Annotated in this window: 23 protein-coding genes and 1 riboswitch; of the genes, 22 read left to right on the plus strand and 1 reads right to left on the minus strand. The window is 42.3% G+C overall.

The window, feature by feature from the left end:
* Positions 1-10: 10 nt before the first annotated feature.
* Entirely contained in the window at positions 11-772 is a 762-nt protein-coding gene (locus WC676_08030; GenBank protein ID MFA5060558.1) for a methyltransferase domain-containing protein, read from the minus strand.
* A gap of 204 nt (positions 773-976) precedes the next feature.
* On the opposite strand from WC676_08030, the gene WC676_08035 reads away from it, so the two are divergent.
* The 22 genes from WC676_08035 (at position 977) to WC676_08140 (ending at position 21,377) form a co-directional block, all read left to right on the plus strand.
* A complete protein-coding gene (locus tag WC676_08035) occupies positions 977-2,590 on the plus strand; it encodes a glycosyltransferase family 39 protein (GenBank protein ID MFA5060559.1) in 1,614 nt (537 codons plus the stop codon).
* Positions 2,590-3,621 (plus strand): GNAT family N-acetyltransferase, encoded by a 1,032-nt coding sequence (locus WC676_08040; GenBank protein MFA5060560.1) that lies wholly within the window; start codon positions 2,590-2,592, stop codon positions 3,619-3,621. The genes WC676_08035 and WC676_08040 overlap by 1 nt, the downstream gene beginning before the upstream one ends.
* A 140-nt stretch (positions 3,622-3,761) precedes the next feature.
* Complete coding sequence (gene glgP, locus WC676_08045) at positions 3,762-5,789, plus strand: alpha-glucan family phosphorylase (GenBank protein MFA5060561.1); 2,028 nt, start codon at positions 3,762-3,764, stop codon at positions 5,787-5,789.
* A 9-nt stretch (positions 5,790-5,798) separates the two neighbouring features.
* A complete protein-coding gene (locus WC676_08050; GenBank protein MFA5060562.1) occupies positions 5,799-6,614 on the plus strand; it encodes a thymidylate synthase in 816 nt (271 codons plus the stop codon).
* Between the two features lie 13 nt (positions 6,615-6,627).
* Positions 6,628-7,164: a dihydrofolate reductase gene (locus WC676_08055; GenBank protein ID MFA5060563.1), complete on the plus strand. Its 537-nt coding sequence runs from the start codon at positions 6,628-6,630 to the stop codon at positions 7,162-7,164.
* A gap of 209 nt (positions 7,165-7,373) precedes the next feature.
* A complete protein-coding gene (locus WC676_08060) occupies positions 7,374-8,543 on the plus strand; it encodes an EAL domain-containing protein (GenBank protein ID MFA5060564.1) in 1,170 nt (389 codons plus the stop codon).
* A 160-nt stretch (positions 8,544-8,703) separates the two neighbouring features.
* The gene (locus tag WC676_08065) at positions 8,704-9,702 is read left to right on the plus strand and encodes a hemolysin family protein (GenBank protein MFA5060565.1); all 999 of its coding nucleotides are present in this window, start codon (positions 8,704-8,706) and stop codon (positions 9,700-9,702) included.
* 33 nt (positions 9,703-9,735) lie between these two features.
* Entirely contained in the window at positions 9,736-10,650 is a 915-nt protein-coding gene (locus WC676_08070) for a permease (protein MFA5060566.1), read from the plus strand.
* Positions 10,651-10,793: 143 nt separating this feature from the next.
* A complete protein-coding gene (locus tag WC676_08075) occupies positions 10,794-11,261 on the plus strand; it encodes a hypothetical protein (GenBank protein MFA5060567.1) in 468 nt (155 codons plus the stop codon).
* Positions 11,262-11,290: 29 nt separating this feature from the next.
* Positions 11,291-12,262 (plus strand): ADP-glyceromanno-heptose 6-epimerase, encoded by a 972-nt coding sequence (gene rfaD / locus WC676_08080; protein MFA5060568.1) that lies wholly within the window; start codon positions 11,291-11,293, stop codon positions 12,260-12,262.
* Entirely contained in the window at positions 12,249-12,611 is a 363-nt protein-coding gene (locus WC676_08085) for a hypothetical protein (protein MFA5060569.1), read from the plus strand. The genes rfaD and WC676_08085 overlap by 14 nt, the downstream gene beginning before the upstream one ends.
* 33 nt (positions 12,612-12,644) lie before the next feature.
* Positions 12,645-13,901, plus strand: coding sequence for a hypothetical protein (locus WC676_08090; GenBank protein ID MFA5060570.1), 1,257 nt, complete (start codon positions 12,645-12,647; stop codon positions 13,899-13,901).
* Between the two features lie 22 nt (positions 13,902-13,923).
* Positions 13,924-14,382 carry a CBS domain-containing protein gene (locus tag WC676_08095; GenBank protein MFA5060571.1) on the plus strand — a complete coding sequence of 153 codons (459 nt, stop codon included), beginning with the start codon at positions 13,924-13,926 and terminating at the stop codon, positions 14,380-14,382.
* Between the two features lie 27 nt (positions 14,383-14,409).
* Positions 14,410-14,811, plus strand: a complete 402-nt coding sequence (locus WC676_08100) for a CBS domain-containing protein (protein ID MFA5060572.1) — start codon at positions 14,410-14,412, stop codon at positions 14,809-14,811.
* 35 nt (positions 14,812-14,846) lie between these two features.
* Complete coding sequence (locus WC676_08105; protein ID MFA5060573.1) at positions 14,847-15,284, plus strand: ATP-binding protein; 438 nt, start codon at positions 14,847-14,849, stop codon at positions 15,282-15,284.
* A gap of 10 nt (positions 15,285-15,294) precedes the next feature.
* Positions 15,295-15,627, plus strand: coding sequence for an STAS domain-containing protein (locus WC676_08110; protein ID MFA5060574.1), 333 nt, complete (start codon positions 15,295-15,297; stop codon positions 15,625-15,627).
* Positions 15,628-15,631: 4 nt separating this feature from the next.
* Entirely contained in the window at positions 15,632-16,429 is a 798-nt protein-coding gene (locus WC676_08115) for an ABC transporter permease (protein ID MFA5060575.1), read from the plus strand.
* 1 nt (position 16,430) lies between these two features.
* Positions 16,431-17,234, plus strand: a complete 804-nt coding sequence (locus tag WC676_08120) for an ABC transporter ATP-binding protein (protein ID MFA5060576.1) — start codon at positions 16,431-16,433, stop codon at positions 17,232-17,234.
* A gap of 31 nt (positions 17,235-17,265) precedes the next feature.
* Positions 17,266-17,877: an MlaD family protein gene (locus tag WC676_08125; GenBank protein MFA5060577.1), complete on the plus strand. Its 612-nt coding sequence runs from the start codon at positions 17,266-17,268 to the stop codon at positions 17,875-17,877.
* A gap of 25 nt (positions 17,878-17,902) precedes the next feature.
* Positions 17,903-19,858, plus strand: coding sequence for a CHASE2 domain-containing protein (locus tag WC676_08130; GenBank protein ID MFA5060578.1), 1,956 nt, complete (start codon positions 17,903-17,905; stop codon positions 19,856-19,858).
* A gap of 12 nt (positions 19,859-19,870) precedes the next feature.
* Positions 19,871-20,293: a hypothetical protein gene (locus WC676_08135; protein ID MFA5060579.1), complete on the plus strand. Its 423-nt coding sequence runs from the start codon at positions 19,871-19,873 to the stop codon at positions 20,291-20,293.
* A gap of 121 nt (positions 20,294-20,414) precedes the next feature.
* Positions 20,415-20,508, plus strand: a riboswitch (cyclic di-GMP riboswitch).
* Between the two features lie 128 nt (positions 20,509-20,636).
* A complete protein-coding gene (locus WC676_08140) occupies positions 20,637-21,377 on the plus strand; it encodes a S8 family serine peptidase (GenBank protein ID MFA5060580.1) in 741 nt (246 codons plus the stop codon).
* Positions 21,378-21,406 lie beyond the last annotated feature (29 nt).

Here is a 21,406-nt window from a genome sequence, read left to right on the forward strand (position 1 = left end):
TATAAACATATTATCGAAGGCGGGCATTGATAAAGATTTCATTGGCAAGTTCCGGATATTTTCTTCCTAGAATAAAGAGACCTTCCATGACAGGGGCAGTGAGGACTTTTTTGATGGAGTCCATTTGGCTATTGCTGAAAGGCTTTAAAAGGCATCCGCCCGATCCGGCAATGGCAAACCCTTGGCTAATGACAAGATTTGTCAAAGAGCGAAGATCAAATACGTGGTGTTGCATAAGTTGTTTGTTGCGCCGGCTAAATGCCTTGACATCTTTGATGAGCCCCATAGCTTTAGCCAGGCGCCGGTGCAAAGAATTTCCATTGGAGACATTGATGTGGATCGTTCCTTTCCTGCTGAGAAGAGATCGGGCGGCTCTGAGAAGTTCGTCGGGATTTGGAACTTCGTGCAAAAGCCCGGTGCAAACAATAAAATCGATGGGGCCGTGAGTTATTTCGCGAATATCTTGGGCGGCATCTTCAAGGAAATTCTGGATGACAAAAAGAGGAATTTTCTTTTGAGCAGAACGCTTGGCAACTTGAGCAAATTTTGCCGATGGTTCCACAATGATCCATTGCTTTATAGACAGACGGGCTTTGAGTGCTTTTTTGTAGAGCAGATCGGCACCGCAGCCGACTTCAACGACAATGACCGGCTTTTTCTGTTGCAGGGTTTCTAAGGCAATTCTTTGGCGGCTGGCGACGGCGTTTTTTTCAAATCCGTAGTCGGCAAGATAAATTCCGGGGTAAAGTTTGATTCGTTTTTGCTTGTCCATGCTCGATTTTCTAGAAATTATTCTAATAATGTTTTGACGACTTTCTAAAAATAACAGGTGATACTATAGCATAATTTTTACCTGTTCGTCTAATAGTAATCACGTAGTTTTGCTGCGAAGGCGGAAGAAAAGAGTTTTTCCTTGCGTCAAATTTTTGATGACTGTAGAATAACACGATATATTCACATTTCTTAAAGGTCAATAATGGCAAAGCAATTTCCAACGCAAAAATATCTTCTATCGGCTCCGGTCATTTTTTCTTTACTTATTCTTGGGCTAGGGCTTGTCCTCCGTTTCGCAAATATCAATAATGACAACTTTTTTCTGTATGATGAGGGGTATTATCTTAATTACAACCGGCCTGTCCTTGAGTTGATCGACGGGCATTTTCCGGTGAAAATGCCCGACATGATCCAAGCGGTCTATCTTTCTTTGCGCGCGGCGTTAGCGACGGGAAAACCATTATGGTTCTTTATCGTTGACGCGCGCGTTTTCTTTGGAGGCGTGCATCAATGGTTTTTTCCTCATCTTGTTTCGGCGGTCTTTGGCACTTTGACTTTGGGGCTTGTGTTTTTATTTGCCAGAAAGCTTTTCAACTCCACAACGGCAGGGCTCTTGAGTTTAATGATCTTAAACGTTTTGCCAAGCCATGTTTTTTATTCACGCTTAGCGTTGCAAGAGGGTTTATGCGCTTTTCTTTTCTTGGCAGGTTTTTATTTTTATCTTTTTCCCGCCCGGTTTGGCGCTAAGACTTTTCTATCATCTTTTCTTTTAGTGTTGGCGTATTTCTCAAATTATCGCCTTGTCATCCTTCCGGGTTTGGTCTTGTTCGCCGAATTTTATATAAGCCTTTCCTCGGGTCAAAAGCCTAATTTCAGGAAGTATTTTTGGCATACTTTAATTTTTATCTTCCTTGTGCTGATGATCGGAAGCATTGATAAGGGAAGATACATAACGGTCGTTTTCGCCTGGATGTTCCATCAGGCAGATCTGGCGCAGTCTCAGCGTCATTTTTTGGATCTATTTTCCTATCCTTATTATATTTTCCGCCTGGAAGGAATTGTATTTGCGACTTTGTTTTTCGCGAACGGATATTACCTGATGAAGCGGCAATGGCAAAGGGCTTTTTGTTTTTCCCTCGCTTGTTTTTATATGCTCATCTTTTCTCTGACCGCCGAAAAAGGGGCGAGGTATTTATGTGTTATGCTCCCCTTTATGGCCATGGCGGTTGCGGGATTTCTGGAACAATTATTTTCGAAAGATAATTTAAAGATTAACCGCAAGTTTGTTGTCATTATCACTATTATTCTTTTTGCCGGCTTGATCGTGCGCTCAATTGATGTGGCACAATTTCGTTCGGATTATAAGAATTCTGTCAAATACATTCGCGCCGTGAGTCCTCAATTTAAGATCATCACGACTCAGCCTTGGATCCAGAAACTTTATGTAAGCCAAGATGACGTGGCGGAAATGCCAAAAAATTACGAAGCCTTGCTTGGCGCTTACAAAAAAGGGTATCGGTATCTGATCATTTGCCCGCAGGCGTTTATTTCCTGGACGGACAATAAAGAGAAATTTGATCCCCATTTGCTTCCGTATTTAAAATTCATTACGACATTTGTTGAGCCGGTTAAAACTTTTTCGCATTTTAACAATCGACTTTTGGAACGGTTTGTTTTTGAGCATAACGAAAATCTGAAAACGTCAGTCCAATTCTTATCATCAGGAAAGAAAGATTTAGGCGCGCTGCGAGTTTACGATCTAAAGACATGCATCAACGCAGTTGAGAACGTTTATCACCCGAAAAAAGGGAAGTAATGATAAAAACAATACCGCTAACAAAAGAAAATATTAAGACGATCGCGCTCCCGGGATTAGAGCGGAATTTGTTTTCTTCCGCCGCGTGGCTGTCTGTGCTTTGCCAGACCTATAAGCTTAGTTTGTTCGCAAAATATATTGAAGAAAATGATCAAATCAAAAGCTATATCATCTATTCAATTGTTGACAATTTTCTAGAGCAGAAGATCTGCATTTGCTCTTACTGTGATTATTTTGATTGTCATGTTCAAACACCCGAACATTGGCAGATGTTCTTTGATTCTTTGAGAAAAGAATATCCGCGCTATCGCATCGCGATCCGAAATCTGCGCGATCAGCTCGCGCGAGAAAATCCTAATTTTGCTTTGCTCAGCAAAGAGCGATTTCACATTTTGGATATTAATGATGATTTAGATTCTATCTGGAAGAAAACCCACGATTCGTTTCGGTCGGCGGTGAAACAAGCACAAAAAAACGGGATTGAAGTTAAGCGCGGCGCAAGAGCTGATCTGGACAAATTCTACAAGCTTCATTTGAGGCTAAGAAAAAGCAAATACCGTCTTTTTCCTCAGCCCTTTAGGTTTTTCGATAAGATCTGGCGCGAATATATGGAAAGCGGCAATGGTTTTCTGTTGGGCGCTTACAATCGAGATGGGAAATTTGTCGGAGGAAATGTTTTTCTTCGCTGCGGAGATACGCTGTATTATAAATTCAATACCTCAGATTTGAATTTTGTAAAACTGCGGGTGAACAATCTTCTTTTGTGGGAAGGGATCAAACTAGCCAAGGAACTTAACCTAAAATTTTTAGATCTAGGCTCTAGCGGATATGAGCAACACGGACTCATCATGTTTAAAGATCATGTTGGCGCAAAATGTTTGGATATCTGTCATCTCGGATTTAATCCACCCGATTATAAATTCAGCCAAAAAAGGATCTTGAAAGTATTTACCCATACTTTGACCGCTCCATGGGTTCCGGATTTTATTACGCGGGCAGGGAGTAGTATTATTTATCCGTTTTTGGCGTAGGTTTTTATTCTTTAAAGTTGAAGCGCCAGTAAAGATGTTCTGGCACTTAAAATAAAAAAGTAAACCAATGCCGTATTTCACGGAAATTTTGCTATAATAAGTCCAATCTTGCTGTTTAATCTGATGCGACGGAGTTATCCTTGAAAAAATCTTCCTCAAAAAAGCAATCATCTTATTCTTACCAGGATTTTGCCGGGCTTATCGATCGTTTTGACTCGGTTTATAAGTCGGACATCGATGAGCAGAAATATTTTGGATTTCCTCTGGACCCGATTTTGAAGATCGAAAATCAATTGTTAGGCGGCCAAGCTAAAACGATCGCTTATTTTTCAATGGAATTTGGTATTGCGCCGAGCATCTATAACTCGTTTGGTTTAAGCCGTCCGATGAGCGAAAAGAATAAATTCTTTAAGCATGAAGTTTTTTCGAATTACTGGCTTTCCGATTATGTGTTTAAGATCCAGATCGACAAGATGCTGGACATCCCTATCTACAGCGGAGGCTTAGGTGTTTTAGCCGGGGATTCCATGAAAAGCATTGCCGACCTGGGGCTTCCGGTGACCGGCATTGGTATTTTGTGGAATAAGGGATATTTCAAGCAAAATTTCTGGTATAAACACGGCCAAGTTCCTGAGGAGCTTACTTGGGATCCGCATACGTATCCGGGGCTTATTCCGCTCAAAAATATTGTTACCATTGAAACGAAGCAAGGGCCGCTCAACTTAAAGCTTTGGAAGTATTATGTCTATAGTTATGATAAGAAAAATGCTTGCCCCATCATCCTTCTTGATTCAAATCTTCCTGAAAATAGCGAGCCGTTTCGAAAATTGACCGACCAGCTTTACCGAAGCGATGATATGTGGTGGAAGATCTTCCAACGGGCCATTCTTGGTATTGGCGGCGTTAAGGCCTTAGATAGCTTAGGCTACAACATTGGAACTTATCATTTGAATGAAGGGCACGCGGCGTTCGCTATTATCGAAAAATATCTTTCTTTAGATGATAAAAGCGAAATGAAGGATTTGATGAAGCATTTTGTCTACACCTGTCATACGCCGGTGGTGGCAGGGCATGACCGTTTTAAGGTGAGCGAATTGCGCAATATTTTTGACGAGAGATATGTTCGGGCGGCGGAAGAATTTGGAAAAGAAAACGCGCAGTCTCCGGAAATAAATCTTACCTTTATGGCGCTTAATCATTGCAACAAGGTTAATGCCGTCGCCAAAAAACACGGCGAAGTTATGCGTATTCAATTCCCGGATTTTGCCAAGAAAGTGCAATCCATCACCAACGGTGTTCATACGCATACATGGGTTTCGGAAAGTTTCGCCAAGCTCTTTGATAAATACGAAAAGATCCTCGGCGACTGGCGGGCAGACCCCACGTTACTTTCGCGTATCACTGCTTTAGCAGAAAGTAAAGCATTCCGGCGAGATTTGTTTGAAGCTCATCAGGAAAATAAGCGTAATCTTATCAATGTGGTTAAACATTGGCAGCTGAAGGAAGATATTTTTACGCTTTCTTGGGCAAGGAGAATTGCCGGTTATAAAAGACCCGCGCTTATTTTTCATGATACCCAAAGGCTTGTTGATATCGCCAGGCGCGTTGGGCCGATGCAGATCATCCTGGCCGGTAAGGCTCATCCAAATGATAATTTGGGCGCGGCGCATATTGAAGATATCTTAGACCATATTGACGCGTTGAATGATTATAGCGATGTTGTCAAAGTGCTTATTTTGGAAAATTACGATACGTATTTTGGGAAATTACTGAGCAATTCGGTTGATGTTTGGTTAAATAATCCTCTGCCGCCTTTTGAGGCTTCCGGAACTAGCGGTATGAAAGCTATTTTAAATGGTGTTTTGCAAATGAGCACAGTTGATGGATGGGTTGTTGAAGCTGTTTCGGATGATATTGGATGGCTTTTTGGCTATCGTCATAAAGGGTCGGATATCGGCAACGAGAACGATTTGCGCCTAGATGAGGACTCTAAGGCTCTTTGTGACACATTAGAGGAAGCCGTCGGGCTATATTATAAAACATGTAAAAGCGGTAAAATTGTTACGGAAAGCCCATGGATCGATAAGATGATCCACTGTATTGAAAAAAGCGGGTTTTTTAATACGCAACGCATGATCGGGCAATATAAGTCTCAGATGTGGGAATAGCGAATTATCATGAAGCAATATTTGGATCTAGTGCAGTATATTTTTGACCACGGGGAAAAGAAGGAAGACCGCACCGGAACAGGAACCATTTCCGTTTTTGGCTACCAAGCAAAATACGATTTGCGCGATGGATTTCCGCTTGTCACGACAAAAAAAGTCCTTTTTGATGCCGTTGTTCGGGAATTGTTATGGTTTCTAAAAGGGGCAACCAATATTAATGACGGCCTTAAGCAGTACACGCCGATCTGGAACGCCTGGGCGAACGAAAAAGGGGAATTAGGCCCTATTTATGGTTATCAGTGGCGCAAGTGGGAAAGGTTTTCCTGGGATGAAAAGTCGAAGAATTTTCAAAAAGAATACGTTGACCAGATCAAGTTGGCTATTGACCTCATCAAAAGTAAACCGCATTCCCGCAGAATTATTGTCAGCGCCTGGAATGTTGCGGATATTGACAGGATGGCTTTGCCGCCGTGTCACGCCTTTTTTCAATTCTATGTTTCCAACGGCCGCTTGGATTGCCAGCTGTATCAGCGCTCGGCGGATGTGGCCTTAGGAGTTCCTTTTAATATCGCCAGTTATGCCTTGCTTTTAGCCATGGTAGCGCAGGAATGCCGTCTTATGCCGGGAATTTTCGTGCACACGTTCGGAGACGTTCATATTTATCTTAATCACGTTGACGGTTTAAAATTACAGCTTCAACGAAAGCCAAGGCCTTTGCCTCAAATCCAAATTGCCCAGAAATCTCTTTTCGATCTGGCGTTTGAAGATATCAAGCTGGTGAATTATCAGCATGATGATTTTATAAAATTTCCCATCGCTGTTTAATCAAATAAAATTTATGCGCACATTCGACATTATTGTTGCCGTTGATAAAAAATTTGGGATCGGCCGCGACGGAACGATCCCTTGGCAGCTTTCCGATGACTTAAAGCATTTTAAAGCGATCACAACGGCAACCAGATCTCTCGATAAAAAGAATGCTGTGATCATGGGGCGAAAGACGTGGGAATCTTTGCCGGATAAATTTCGCCCGCTTCCCGGGCGCATCAATCTGGTTTTGACAAAGAGCAAAGGGTTTTCGCTTCCGGAAGGTGTTTTGCAAGCCGGAAGTTTTGAGGCGGCTTTAAGCCTGCTTTCAACAGAGCCATGGAAGACCAGTGTTGAGAAGGTTTTTGTTATTGGAGGAGGGCAGATTTTCGCGGAAGCTCTCAAAAGCAATCAAACGAGTACTATTTACTTAACGCAAATCCTTGAAGACTTTCACTGTGATACCTTTTTCCCTCATTTTGATAAGAATTTTAAAAAGATTTTCATTTCTCCGCATTTTTTGTCCAAATCTCTTAAGTATTTCTTTACGATTTTCTCTCGAATTTAGTTATCTATAAAAATCCACGATACCACGAATTTTCTTAAGAAATAGCAGTTATTTTGTAACTACTTGGTATTTATATAGATAAAACTAAAGAAATATTATATTTTTTTGGTATTTCATTTTTTCGTCAGTTATACTTAAAGTAACGTACTGAGAACAGCGGGAAGCATTTAGCAGGTAAGCGTTACCTTCTAGCGGGAAGGAAGGAAACAATGACTGACAGAAAAAGAGTCTTGGTTGTTGATGATGAGCGCAATGTAGCCGAGATGATGTCCATGATGCTTGAAACCCGCGGCTATGAGGTCAACATTGCCGGTTCCGGGCAAGAGGCTATGGAGAAGGCCAGCACGAAGCCTGATCTCATTTTGCTTGATCTCATCCTTCCTGATATTGAAGGTTTTGAAGTTTGTCGCAGGCTCCGCGAAGAAAAATCAACCCGCAATATCCCCATCATTATGATCAGCGTCAAATACCTATTCGAAGATAAAATCGAAGGGCTTTATTTGGGAGCTGATGATTACCTGACAAAACCGTTTGATCACGAAGAGCTCTTTGCCCGCATTGAAGCTGTTTTAAGGCGGGCTCTTATTTTTGATGAAGGATCGGATTATCGTGACTCGGTGATCTTCGAAGCAAAAAAGATCATCAAGGAGGGCTTGATCACGCCGTTCTACCAGCCGATATTTTTCCTACAGCCATTTCAGCTTTTTGGGTTTGAAGCCCTGAGCCGCCCCCCGAGCAAAAGTGTTTTAGCAAATCCCGAATTACTTTTTAAAGTAGCCCTGCGTTTTGGTTTGTATTGCGATTTAGAGTTGCTTTCCTGGAGAAAAGCTATTGAATCCCGGCCGGAAAGCGTTGCGGGGAAGAAGCTATTTTTGAACTGCAATCCCTATCTCGTTGAAAGCCCGAAATTCTTTAAGATCAAATCAATTTTTGAAGAGAACAATATTTCCGCCAAAGACACGGTTTTGGAAATCACAGAACGTTCTGCCATCCATGATTTTGATTCATTTTATGAACGCCTGCGTTTTTATCGTGATTATGGATTTAGCATTGCCATTGATGACGTTGGTTGCGGGTTTGCCAGCTTGGAATCTATTGTCCAAACAAAGCCTAATATCCTAAAGATCGACAGGCGTTTGGTGGAGAATTTGGATCAAGATGCTATCAAAAGAAGCTTGATCAAATTCGTTGTTTCTTTTTGCAAGGAGAACAATATCATTTCACTGGCGGAAGGAATTGAACGTAAATCCGACCTTGATGTTTTGATTGATCTGGGAGTTGATGCCGGGCAAGGGTATTTGCTTTGCCGCCCCATGCCGGAGATCAATATCAATGAAATTTATAAAGATATTTATGTCCGCCTAGGGTTGTCTGTATAAGCGACAGGATATAGTTAATTAAGTTTGATTTGGCAAAAAAGATGATTAACGCTATAATAGGTGCGCGTTGATCATCTTTTTATTTTTTTGGATTGCATAGAGTATCTAACTTACGTGTTTTCTTTAGGATGGAGCTGTTCTTTAATTCAAACCTGATCTCATGATTTCTTTATCTTTCCTTATTATTGGTGTACTTTTAGCTTCGTCGATCTGCTCCATGGCGGAGGCGGCTATCCTTAGCTTGCCTTTGGTGCGCGCGAGAATTCTTTCCGAAGAAAAGCGTAGAAATTCCAAAACAGTCCTCTATTTAAAAGAACATATCAATACAGTTGTTGCCTCGATTGTTGTTGTCAATAACGCGATCAATATTATTGGCGCGTTTTTCATCGGGCAAAAGGTGAGTGAGTTATTTGGCAATGAGTGGCTTGGGCTTGCTTCTGCTGTCATGACGCTGGGGATCATTGTTTTTGGGGAAGTTATCCCTAAGACGATCGGAGAACGGTACAAAGCGCCGGTTTCTTTATTATTTGCTAGGCCTTTGTGGCTTTTAGTCTGGATATTGGGTCCGTTTGTTAAATTTCTCGTGCGACTAGCCGGTCCGGTCGTTAAGGGGAGCCGATTACCGAAGGTCACTGAAGAGGAAATCAAGCATATGCTGGAGCTGGGAAGAGATTCCGGAACTGTTGAAATGGACGAAGAAGTGCTTTGCAAAAGAGTCTTCAAGCTGAATGACTTGCAGGCTTTCCAAATGATGAAACCGATCGACCAAATTTTTGCTTTACCCGGTGATAAAACCCTAAGCGAAATGAAAGAAACTATTCTCAATGCTCCTTTTAGCCGCATTGCCGTTTACGACAAAGACCCTTTGAATATTGTTGGTATGGTTTATTTAAGCATTCTCTTAAAACATATTGCCAAGGGCGATGACCAGATCATGATCAAAGAATTTATGACCAAGCCTATCGTTGTTCATCACCTAACAAAGGCTGACGCGCTTTTAGCGAAATTTATCGCCTACAATCAACATCTTTTCATTGTGCAAAACGACGCCAAAAAAGACCTCGGCCTTTTAACCATGGAAGATGTTTTGGAAGAGCTTTTCGGCGAGATTTACGATGAAAAAGATATCAAGCATAAAGCCAGAAGGGGAATCAAATAAGCGCTGTCAGTTGCGGCTAAACCGGTCTTGCCTATGTCGTTTTTATCTCAATTCGTTACGATCTATTTTGCGTATCTTCAGGAATTATGGCTGGCCCTTTTTCTTGGGTTTTTCTTGAGCGGGCTTTGCTATGAGTTTATTCCTACAAAGATGGTTGAACGCTATTTAGGAAGAAAGGGCTTGGTTCCAATTCTTTCTTCATCGATCTTGGGGGCGGTGCTGCCGATCTGTTGTTTCGGATCTCTGCCGGTGGCGGTAACGTTAAAAAGGAAAGGCGCTAAGCTGGGCCCTGTTTTAGCATTTTTGATCACGACTCCCGCTACTTCTGTTCCGGCGCTGATCATAAGCTGGAAACTACTAGGCCCGATATTTACGGTCTATATTTTTTGCGCTGTTATTGTTATGGGGTTTGTGATGGGACTTGTCGGAAATATGCTAAGATTCAACGCGAGCGCTACAGAATTACTGCAGGCTGATCCTTGCTGCGCAAATGATCTCAAGAAAGAACCGCTTAAAACGGTTAAGAAAAAAATACGCGACGCCCTAACTTATGGATTTATCACATTGCCTCAGGCGATCGGGCTTTCCTTGTTGCTTGGAATTGCCGTAGCGAGCTTAATCGCGATGATCCCCCAGGCTCAACAGCTTCTCCATCAATATTTGACTGGGATCCAAGGCTATTGCATCAGCCTAGCGGCGGGATTTTTGACTTATGCCTGCTCGACGGGAAGCGTTCCTTTGGCTGATGCTTTACTGAAGAGCGGTGTTACGCCCGGATCGGTCATGATTTACTTGATCGCCGGGCCCATTACCAGCTACGGAATGATTTTTACGGTTAAAAAAGAATTTGGACTTAAAGTTTTAAGCGTGTATGTTCTAGGAATTTTACTCCTCTCTTTGTCGGCCGGTATGGGATATAATTTTTTGGTGACCGGAGATTTATTTTAATGGTTAAATGGTTGTTAGCCTGAAGGGGCTGTGCTAAAATCGTTCAGCGTTTTAAAAAAATGAAAAAAACATACCTCTTTTTTCTTCTGTCTGTTCTGTGTTTTGCTTCGGGTTGCCTTTTTTCACATCCCAAAGAATCTCCCATGATAATTGAAGATGCCATCGGGCAAGGCAAAGTGTTTGATGTGAGCCATCTTAAAAGCGGAGGCAATCTTTTTATCGCTCCTTTTAAGGCCGGTGCGGGGGTTGAGGCGACGAAGCAGCTAAATCATGTTGTGCTTTTGGCAGTAAAAGAGATCGTTGAAACGCTTCAAGAAGCAAAAACGTCGCTCAACATTGTTTTTGAAGACAATGAAGAAAAAGCGGATTTTGTTTTGAAAGGGCACGTCGTTTCTTTTAAAGAGCCTCAAGGGATTTTGAACAGGTGGGGCTTACGAAAAAAAGAGTTGAGTTTTGGCATTGATTGTCAAATGACGGATGTAGCCAGCGGCGAGGTTATTCTTCGCTTCTCTCATCTTGAAACGACCCGGGAAAAAAATGAAGGTTTTGAATCGGTGGCGCGTAAAATAGGCCGGGAAATTGGAACGTTTATTCTTGATCAGCTGCAATAGTTTAAAGTAGAAAAAAGAGCGAGGAAATCGTGATAGTCTTAACGGGTGCGGCAGGATTTATCGGAAGCTGTATTTTGAGCGTGTTAAACGCTTCCGGAAAAAAAGATATCGTGATCGTTGACGAGCTTGCGGGGGATGCCGATCCAAAGAAAAAAAACCTAGCAGGAAAAGAATTTACTGATTTTTTTGACAAAAAAGACTTTATTAAACTTATCAGGGATGATAAGGTAAAAGGGAATATTGATTGCGTGATCCATATGGGCGCGTGCAGCTCAACGACTTTGCAGGACGCCCAGTATTTTGAGGAGAATAACTTTCTCTACTCGCGCGATTTGGCAAAATGGTGCTTAAAAAGAAAGGTCCGCTTGATCTACGCGAGCTCGGCGGCAACTTACGGAGATGGCTCTGGCGGCTATAACGATGCGGATGAGTCAACGCGCCGATGCCGGCCCTTAAATCTTTACGGCGAATCAAAGCAGAAATTTGATCTTTGGGTTTTAGACAACGGCGTGATCGATAAGGTTGTCGGCCTTAAGTTTTTCAATGTTTTCGGGCCCAACGAATATCACAAAGGCGATATGCAAAGTGTTGTTGCTAAGGCCTATACGCGCGTTGCCAGCGAAGGAACAATGTCGCTGTTCAAGTCGTATAAAAAAGAATATGCGCACGGTGAACAAAAACGTGATTTCATTTACATCAAAGATGCTGTTGATATTGTGATGTATTTTCTGAATAATTCGACATTGCACGGTATTTATAATGTCGGAACGGGGAAAGCCCGAACATGGAACGATCTAGCCGGTGCATTGTTTTCATCCGTCGGGAAAAAACCCAATATCGAATATGTTGATATGCCGCCAGGGCTGGAACAAAGGTATCAGTATTTTACTCAAGCGGATATGGAAAAGCTGCGAAAAACAGGCTATAAAAAAGCCATGATGACACTAGAGGATTCCATTAAAGATTACGGGAAATATTTAAGTCAACATGCGTACCTTTAAGAAATTGCCCAAAGTTTTTATTTTGACGCTTTTGCTGATTGTCGCATCGGTGAGTTTCTCCTGGGCCATGACCGAAGATGAGTATGTCCATATGGCGGCGGAAAGTGTTATTATGATGCACGATGCCAAAATACAAAATCAGGATATGGTTAAGGCATCTGAAGAATTCTTATCTCATTACAGTCAGACAAAGATCCAGGAATATGCGCAGATGGCTCAGCAGATGATCCAAGATCCCAAAACAGCGAAAAGGATCGGCGAGAAAATCGCTGATGTTCTGTCACGAAAAGGCTATGATGTTGGGTCTGAGGCCGGAAGCGATATAGGAAATATCATAAGAAAACGTTAGTCATGCAAATAAATAAAAGGCGAGGCGGTTAATATGGTGATGATCGTACTTTCTGTTTTAGGAGTCACCCTATTTGTTATTGGAATTTCGTTAGCGCTTAAGGGTTTTTTTGCCATCCCTAATGCCAGTACGGTCGTTGCTCGCCTAGAATTTGAAACATTAAAAAGAAACTTTAATCAATTAAAAGAATCTGAAGAAAAAACGAAAGCAGAATTAAGTGCCGCAAAAACTGAATTAAAAACCACGCAAGATCATCTTCAACTGTCCCGCCAAACCGAAGAAAAAGCCTACAAAGAACTTGAAAAGCTTCGCGTGATCACCGAGGAGCTACAAAATAAATTTGATGTTCAAGCCAGTGAAACTACAGCGCTCATTGAAAATTTAAGGTCGGAACGTGACAGTCTTTTATCAGCTCAAGAAGCCGTCAAGGCGAAGGCCGGAGAACTAGAAGGCTTATTGAGCGCGGTCCAACAAAAAGCTGATGAGCAAGCCCGCGGCGCCCTTGAAGTCATTGATGAGCTGAAAAAAGAGGGCGAAGTTTTAAAGAAAAACGAAGAAAGTTATCAAACACAGATAACTCAGTTGCAAAATGCTCTCAGTGATATGGAAGTGAAATTAGGGCAAAAGGAAAACGACGCGGCGGAAAACCTAAACCAGCTAAAAACTCAAAACGAATTATTGCAAAAAGAATCCGAAGGGCAATTAACTAAAATTGAAGAGCTCGGCGAAGCACTGGCGATGGCCGAGGAAAAAAGCGGAAGCAGTGTTCGGGAATTAGCGCAGTTAAATACGCAGTTGCAAGAAGAAAATGCTTCTTTGCGTGTGCAAATAGGCGAGATCCAAGACAAGCTGAACAATCAAAATGAAGAATTTTCAACCCTTAAAGAAAAAAATGAAAATACGGCTGTTCGCGTGAAACAGTTGCTTGATGCGGCGGCGGGCATTAAAGAAGATTATGAGCGGCAAATCGACGAGCTTTTAGAGACCATTGAAAGTTTCCGGGCTGAGAACGAGCAATTGAAGATCAAGGGCGTTGATGTTTCGGAACTACAGAAGCTCCACGAGCTCAACAATCAACTCGAAGAAAAAGAACAGCTGGCTCAGTATGAATTAGCTAAAAACCGCGCTCAGGCAGGCGGCCTGGAGAAAATTTGCGCCGATTTTAAATCAAAATTAGAGGGAATGGCGGCCCTGGAAGAAGAATTGCAAAAAACAAAGAAGCTGCTTGGCCTTTTGGAAAAAGAAAATGAAGAGCTGAAAGCGAAAAGAAATTCGTCACCGACAGTTTGAACTTTTGGGATAAATCTTATTGATGACAAAAAAACGATCGCCGAAGGTTAAAGTTAATTTCCAGAAAATTCTCGCCCAAGACCTCATGTCCGAAGTTGTTGTCAATGTCACCCAAGATACTTTAGTGAAAGAAGTTGCTCATCTTATGCTACGTGACCGTATCAGCGGCCTTCCGGTCGTTGACCGAAAAAAGAATATTGTTGGGATGTTGACGATCAGTGATCTGTTGCGTGTTATTGATGAATCGTCCAAAAAAGAAGAAACAGATTTTTATGAACAGGTTTTTCAATTTCGCGAACGAAAAGTAAAAGAGATCATGTCAACGAAAGTGATCACTGTTTCTCCGCATACAACTTTAGATGTTATTCTCCATATTATGCTTAAAAAAAAGATCCACGGATTTCCGGTCGTAAAATCAGGGAAATTGATCGGCATTATCGGCCGGCATGATATTTTAAACGCGGTATTTACGTTTTATTAATCGGTGATTTTTTAAAAGGGGAGAAGGATGCTAAAGGAAACCGGATTTGCCATTACGATATCAAGCGGGGTTGTTGTTGCCGAAGAAACAGATACGGCGTTAAGCGTCGCGAATCTTATGCGCGACCACAATATCGGAGCCGTTGTCATTTTAAAGAATGAAAAGATCGTCGGCATTGTCAGCGAAAGAGATATTGTGCGTAAGGTTGTTTGTAAGCAATTATCGGCAAAGACGATCAAGATCAAGCAGATCATGACATCGGAAGTTGTGACGGCCGACATCAAAGACGGCCTTAACAAGATCCATGAGATCATGTGCCAATCTCCTTTTCGGCATCTCCCGATCGTTAAAAGCGGAAAACTGATCGGCATTGTTTCAAGCCGTAATCTCATTTCTTCACTAGCGCCAAAAAATTTTTCAAAAAAGTAACTAAGATATTTAGGAAAATTTAGGATTAGATCTTTATGTTCGCCTTAAAAAATAGACACAGCGAGCACTTTTGTTTTCCGAGTGATTTAAGGAAGATCAAGGACGCTAGTCAAAAGGTCTTAAGCACGCTTGATGACCTTAAGCTAAACAAATCGGACCTATTTGACATTAAGCTTTGTTTTGAAGAAGCGTTGATCAATGGCATTAAACACGGTAATAAGGGCGATATTCAGTTGAATATTGAGGCGGAAGTTATTAAAGCCGAGAAATATCTTGAGATCATTGTCCGGGATCAGGGCAGTGGTTTTGATTTCTCGCATTGCGTTGATCCTACAAAGGAAGAAAATTTAATAAAAACATGCGGACGCGGTGTTTTTTTGATCCATAAATTAATGGACAAAGTTCGGTACGAAAAAAAGGGAAGCTGTGTCCACATGATCAAATACCTTTCTAAAAAAGAAAAAAGTCATTAAGGAGGCTTTTATGAAAATTACTCAAACAGAAAATAATGATTTCGTCGTTGTTGCTATCGACGGAGAAATTGATCTGGATTCCTCTCCGCAGATGCGCAAGATCTTTCAGGAACTTATGGATAAAGGCAAATCCAGGATCGTTATTGATTTTGAGAAAGTTTCTTATATCGATAGTTCCGGTTTGGCAACCCTTATTGAGATGATGCAAAGGCTCAAGAAGATCCAGGGGCAGTTAAGCTTGGTGCAAATGTCTGATAAGATTCGCAGTCTTTTCGAAATTACAAAATTAGATAAACTATTCTCTATCCACCGAACACAGGCAGAGGCTTTTAAAGCCATATAGGATTATGTTGAAATTCTTCGAGAAGATTGGAAGTGTTGTAAAGTACTGGGTCTTTGTTGTGACAGATTTCAGTAAGCTTGCCTCAGATACTTTTTTCTGGATCTGCGTGGCGCCTTTTAGAGAAAAGCCCATCAATCGTCTGCGCGTTTTTGAGCAAATGGTTTTTATGGGAACGCGCTCCATCATCATTGTTTTCTTCGTGACATTTTTTACCGGCGTTGTTCTCGCCATGCAGGCGGCCTATCAATTGGCGCAGGTTGGGGCGACGGTCTATGTATCAAGCTTGGTCAGCGTTTCTTTGTGTCGTGAGCTGGGCCCTGTTTTAACCGCGCTTGTGATTGCCGGGCGTATCGGTGCCGCGATCACGGCAGAGATCGGCTCTATGAAGGTTTCCGAGCAAATTGAAGCCTTAGAAGTAATGGCGATCAATCCAGTGCGCTTTTTAGTTGTTCCAAAATTTTTGGCTTTATTCTTAATGTTGCCGTGTTTAACGATCATTGGGGATTTTTCGGGGATGTTTGGCGGATATCTGATGGGTGTTTTTAATCTGAAGATCAATTCAGCGCTGTATATTCAAACGACATTGAAGTTTTTATCGCTCAAAGATATTTACACGGGGCTTTCAAAATCTTTCGTTTTTGCGGCCATTATCGCTTTGGTAGGCTGTTACCAAGGATTGAAAACAAAAGAAGGCGCGGTGGGCGTAGGGCAGGCGACAACATTAAGCGTGGTGGTCAGTTTTATTTTGATCATTTTAGCGGATTGTATTTTAACCGGTATTTATTATTTCTCAAATTTATAAAATGGAACAGAAAAAGATCGCTATTTCCGTTAGGGATTTGCACCGATCGTTTAATAACCGCAAGGTTTTAAACGGAGTGAATCTTGATATCTACGAAGGCGAGATCTTTGTCATCATGGGCGGTTCGGGATGTGGGAAAAGCACTCTGTTGCGCCATATGATCGGAGCGTTAACGCCCGACATGGGAAAAGTTTTCTTTGGGGGTCGGGACCTGACAACGCTGACATCCGCCGAGAAAGAAAAGATCCAGAGAAAATTCGGGATGTCTTTTCAATCGTCGGCATTACTTGATTCTCTTAGCGTTGAAGATAATGTCAGCTTGCCTTTAAAAGAACATACAAAGCTTGATCCGCATATCATTAGCATTGTTGTGCGGATGAAATTAGGATTGGTGGGCTTGCGCGGCTTTGAACATTTGATGCCCAGCATGCTTTCGGGCGGGATGAGAAAACGTGTTGGTTTGGCCCGGGCGATCTCTATGGATCCGGAGATCGTTTTTTACGATGAGCCTACCGCCGGCCTTGACCCGATCGTCTCGGCGGTGATCGACAAGCTTATCGTTGATCTCAGTAAAAAACTTTTGATCACTTCGGTGGTCGTTACTCATGATATGAACAGTGTTTTTCGCATCGCGGACCGCATTGCCATGCTTCATGCCGGACAGGTTTTGGAGATCGGCACGCCCGATGAAATAAGAAATTCAAAAAATAAAATGGTTCAGCAATTTATCAAAGGCGAAACCGAGGGCCCGGTCAATTTTATCGACAAAGGCGATGGGCTTCTCGAGGATTTGATCAAGGAATAATTTTCTGGAATCATAAACTTAAGGAGATTTTATGAAGATAACAAATGAAATGAAAATCGGGATCATGGTGACCATCGTGGCGGGGATGCTGCTCGTTTTAACATTTCAAGTGGGCAGTTTTAGTTTTACAAAAAAAGGCTATGAGGGAAAGATCTACTTTAATAACATCGATGGGGTGGAATTAAACGCTCCGGTGCGTCTTAACGGCCTGGAGATCGGCCTTATCAAAGACATCAAATTAGTTTATGACAGCGAAACAAAAATGGAACTTACCGTTTGGTTGGATGAAAAAGCCAAGCTAAGGGAAGGGGCGCAAGCCTATATCAAGATCATGGGCATGTTAGGCGAAAAGTATGTTGAGTTAACGGCCGGTGAAAAAGAAACTTCGTTTTTGCAGCCCGGTTTTGTTATCGTTGGGGTTGAGCCGGTTAATTTTGAACGCCTGTTGGCTAAAGGGGATTCGATCGCGACATCTCTCGATGGGATCGCGAAAAACTTAAACGAACGGCTAACCGTTAACCGTCAGGCCCTAGATGATATTGTGGCCAATCTCAATCTGGCAAGTAAAAACCTCGAAGAATTAAGCGGCGATCTAAAAGTAAATCCTTGGAAGCTTTTATACAAGCCAAAGGAAAAGAAATAACGCCGCTGTCTTAATTCCTTAAAAGATGTTCTCAAAACCTCCACTGCTACCTCTGCATTTACGAAATCAAATTTGGCGCCCCGTTATTTTATTTTTCTTTTTTGTCCTCGTTGTGCTGATTTCTAATAGCCGGATACTTGACCCTTATGAAAACATTTTTTTAGACCTACGTTTTAAATCTCGCCCGATCCAACCGTTCTCCGATAAAATTGTCCTCATTGAATTATCCGACGACAGCATTCAGCAGTTAGGCTTTTGGCCTATTCCGAGGGATTTTCATGCTAGCCTTATCGATGTTTTAAAGCAAAGCGGTGTTAGGCAGGTGATGTTTGATCTTATTTTTACCGACGCGAGCCAAGAGGATGATAAATTCTATACGTCGATAAAAAATGCGGGAAATGTTTATCTTCCGTTTGTTCTTCAGCCTGACGAAGAGAAAAAATCAAATGCTTTTGTAAGTGCTCAAAATATTGTTGCGCCGCTTTTGCCCAGATTTACTTCCGTTATTGCCGGCTCAGGACACATCAATTCTTTTAAAGATAGCGATGGGAAAACCCGCTGGTCGCCTTTATTTATCCAATTTCAAGGTAAGAATTATCCCCAGATCACCTTGCGCATGGCTTGTGATTATCTCGGGATCCCTTTTGAGCCGATCAGCTATTCTGGCGGTTTTATTTCGATTGGTAACAAGCTGAAGATTCCAACGCTTCCCAATGGCTCCATGCTGGTCAATTACGCGGGGCGTTGGCAGGATACATTTCGTCATTATTCTTATGTGGATATTTTGGCCGCCTGGCAAGAAGCACAAAACGGAGAAAAACCGCGCATTGATTTAAACAGCTTGAAAGATTCGGTGTGTTTTGTTGGGTTAACAGCGACGGGAACGCCCGACTTGCAGGCTATTCCTTTTCAGAATAATTATCCGCTGGTCGGTTTGCACGCGAATGTTCTTAATAGTATTTTGCTTGATCGATATATTCATCGCGCCGGGCGAACCATAAACTGTATCATTCTTTTTGTATTTTTACTGATCGTTTTGGCAACACATTTTCTTAAAAAGAATCAGCCGATCATTGCTTTGGCGGCAACTGTATTTTATTCCGCCGTATTTGCGGCGGTTGCGTTCGGTGTTTTTATTTTCTTTGGGATCTGGATCGATCTTTTTTATCCCTTGATGGTCACCGGCCTTGCTTACATCGGCGTAACGATCTATGACTTGTTCCAGGAAGGGAAAAAGCGTGAACTTTTAGAAAAAGAATTATCGATCGCCAAAACGATCCAGGAAAGCTTTTTACCTCTTCCTATTGAGAAATTTCATAGCGCACAGATCGCGGCACATATGACGCCCGCAAAACATGTTGGGGGTGATTTTTATGATATGCGTGTTTTGGAAAATGAGAGGATCGGAGTTTTGATCGGTGATGTGTCCGGTAAAGGCGTCGGTGCGGCCTTGGTCATGGCGGAGGCGATCTCGCTTTTTCGTATGCTTGTCCATCAGATTGAGGAGCCGAGTAGCTTGTTGACTCGGCTAAATGAGGAGATCGTTAAAGATAGCAAATCCAATGTATTTATAACGGCGGTCTATCTGGTTTTTGACCCAAGATCAAAAAAAATCTCTATGTCGAGCGCTGGCCATGTGGCGCCGATCTTGTTTCAGGGGGCGGAGAATAAAATCCATAAAGTTGAATTCTCCGGTGGAATGCCGCTTGGGCTAATGTCCGGGGCGGAATTTTCACAGGAAGAGGTTATTTTGGGTAAAGGGGATGAAATTGTTTTGTGTACGGATGGTGTTTTAGAGGCGCGGAATCCTAAGAAAGAAGAGTTTGGTGAAGAGCGGCTTTTTTCTATTTTGAAGAAAACACGTTTGCAAGCGGCGAAAGATGTTCTGCGGGCAATTGAAGGGGAAATCAAGATTTTTGCCGGCAAGGCGCGTTATCATGATGATTTTACTCTTGTTGTTTTAAAAGAGGGCGATGGATGATAGGGGTGAGGCGTGTCCGAAGAGTTAGTTTCTGGCTTTAGGGTGAGCCATCAGGCTATTGTAGATATTTTTGACAGGACTCAGCTGGTTGCTCGTTCCTATCTTCAAGCAAAACCGTTTATTCGTGAAATGGAGGCTATTCTTTTAGTCCATTTTAACCATCAGGATAAGGAGTTATTTGATCGATTGCGCGAGCTGTTTCGCTCAGACCGAGAATCTGAGAAAATGATCGAATTTTTAACCCACGATCTCAAGGATATTAAAATAAAGTTCCTTATCTTTTTTGAAAAACATTCCGGAGAAGTCCTGGATACCAATTGGCGTAGTTTTCCCGTAGATTTCCTGCAATTTCATCGCGAAGTGCTTGCCAGGATTAAAGTTGAAGAAAGTTACCTTTTCCCACTCATTGTAAAATTACCCTCCAAAGCGCCTTAGCACGGAAACCGATTTCCCAGGAACACAGGCTTTTACCTCAAAAAAAATCCCTGCCAACTTGCCATTTGGCATTTCATCGGCTATACTTAAGTTGACAATTAGGTACAGTCGAATAACACTCGATTGATAAGGGCAAACCATCCGAAAGGATGGGACGCAAAACTATAGAGTCCACACCTTTGGCGCAAGTCAAAGACGGATAGTCAGTTGCCGGTTGGGTTTTTTTATGGCGCCTACTCCTTATTCATGAGTAGGCATTTTTTTGGCGTTGGAGATCGTTTGAAGGCGCCTGCCCTTATCATAGCCACGGAAAGGGCAGGCGCCTTTTGTTTTGGAGAGAAAAATGGAAAAAAAGCTTAAAAAATTAGGAATAACGGTTATCGCGCTGATGGTGTTTTGCGCGCTATTTTTGCCAAGCCTTTACGCGCAGGACGCTATTAAGGTAGCGATCATCGATTCCGGCGCGCTAGCTTACGTGGATGGATCTATAAGCTTTACGGATTATCCTGCCAATATTGACCCCTTGGATCATGGAACGCAAATCGCAAAGTTGATCCGAAAAGACAATCCTAGCGCTAAACTTTTTATGCTTCAGGTTTGTAGTAAACAACAGGGAAAGTTCGTTCCTTCCAGGGAAGCTGTTTTTGCGGCGATCAAATGGGCGGTTGATAATCGTGTTGATATCGTCAATATGTCTTTAGTGATGCGGTTTGATGAAGTTCTTGAAAAGGCTATCACGAATGCGGCGGTTAAACATGGAATTATTTTTGTTGCGGCGAGCGGCAATCATACGATGGCAAGTCATTTTGCGAGTGATGCGAGTGGATATGTTTATAAAGCGAAAAAAGATATAAAGCCCGCTTTTCCTTCTTCCTGTCCTTTTGTTATTTCAGTCGGAGCCATCGATCGCCACGGTAAGGTGGCTCCGTATTCCAGTAAAGATAGCGATGTTTATGCGGACGGTCATCATCAGCAACAAGAAGGAACATCTTTTTCCTGCGCCAGAATTACAGCAAAAGTTGTTCAGATCCTTTCCTCTTATCCGGATGCGCAGAAAAGCGCCATCCTGCAATTACTCTCCTAAAAAAGCTTAAAATTCTTAAAATCTCCGTT

Source organism: Candidatus Omnitrophota bacterium (assembly GCA_041649175.1).
Taxonomy (GTDB): Bacteria; Omnitrophota; Gorgyraeia; order Zapsychrales; family JBAZNR01; genus JBAZNR01.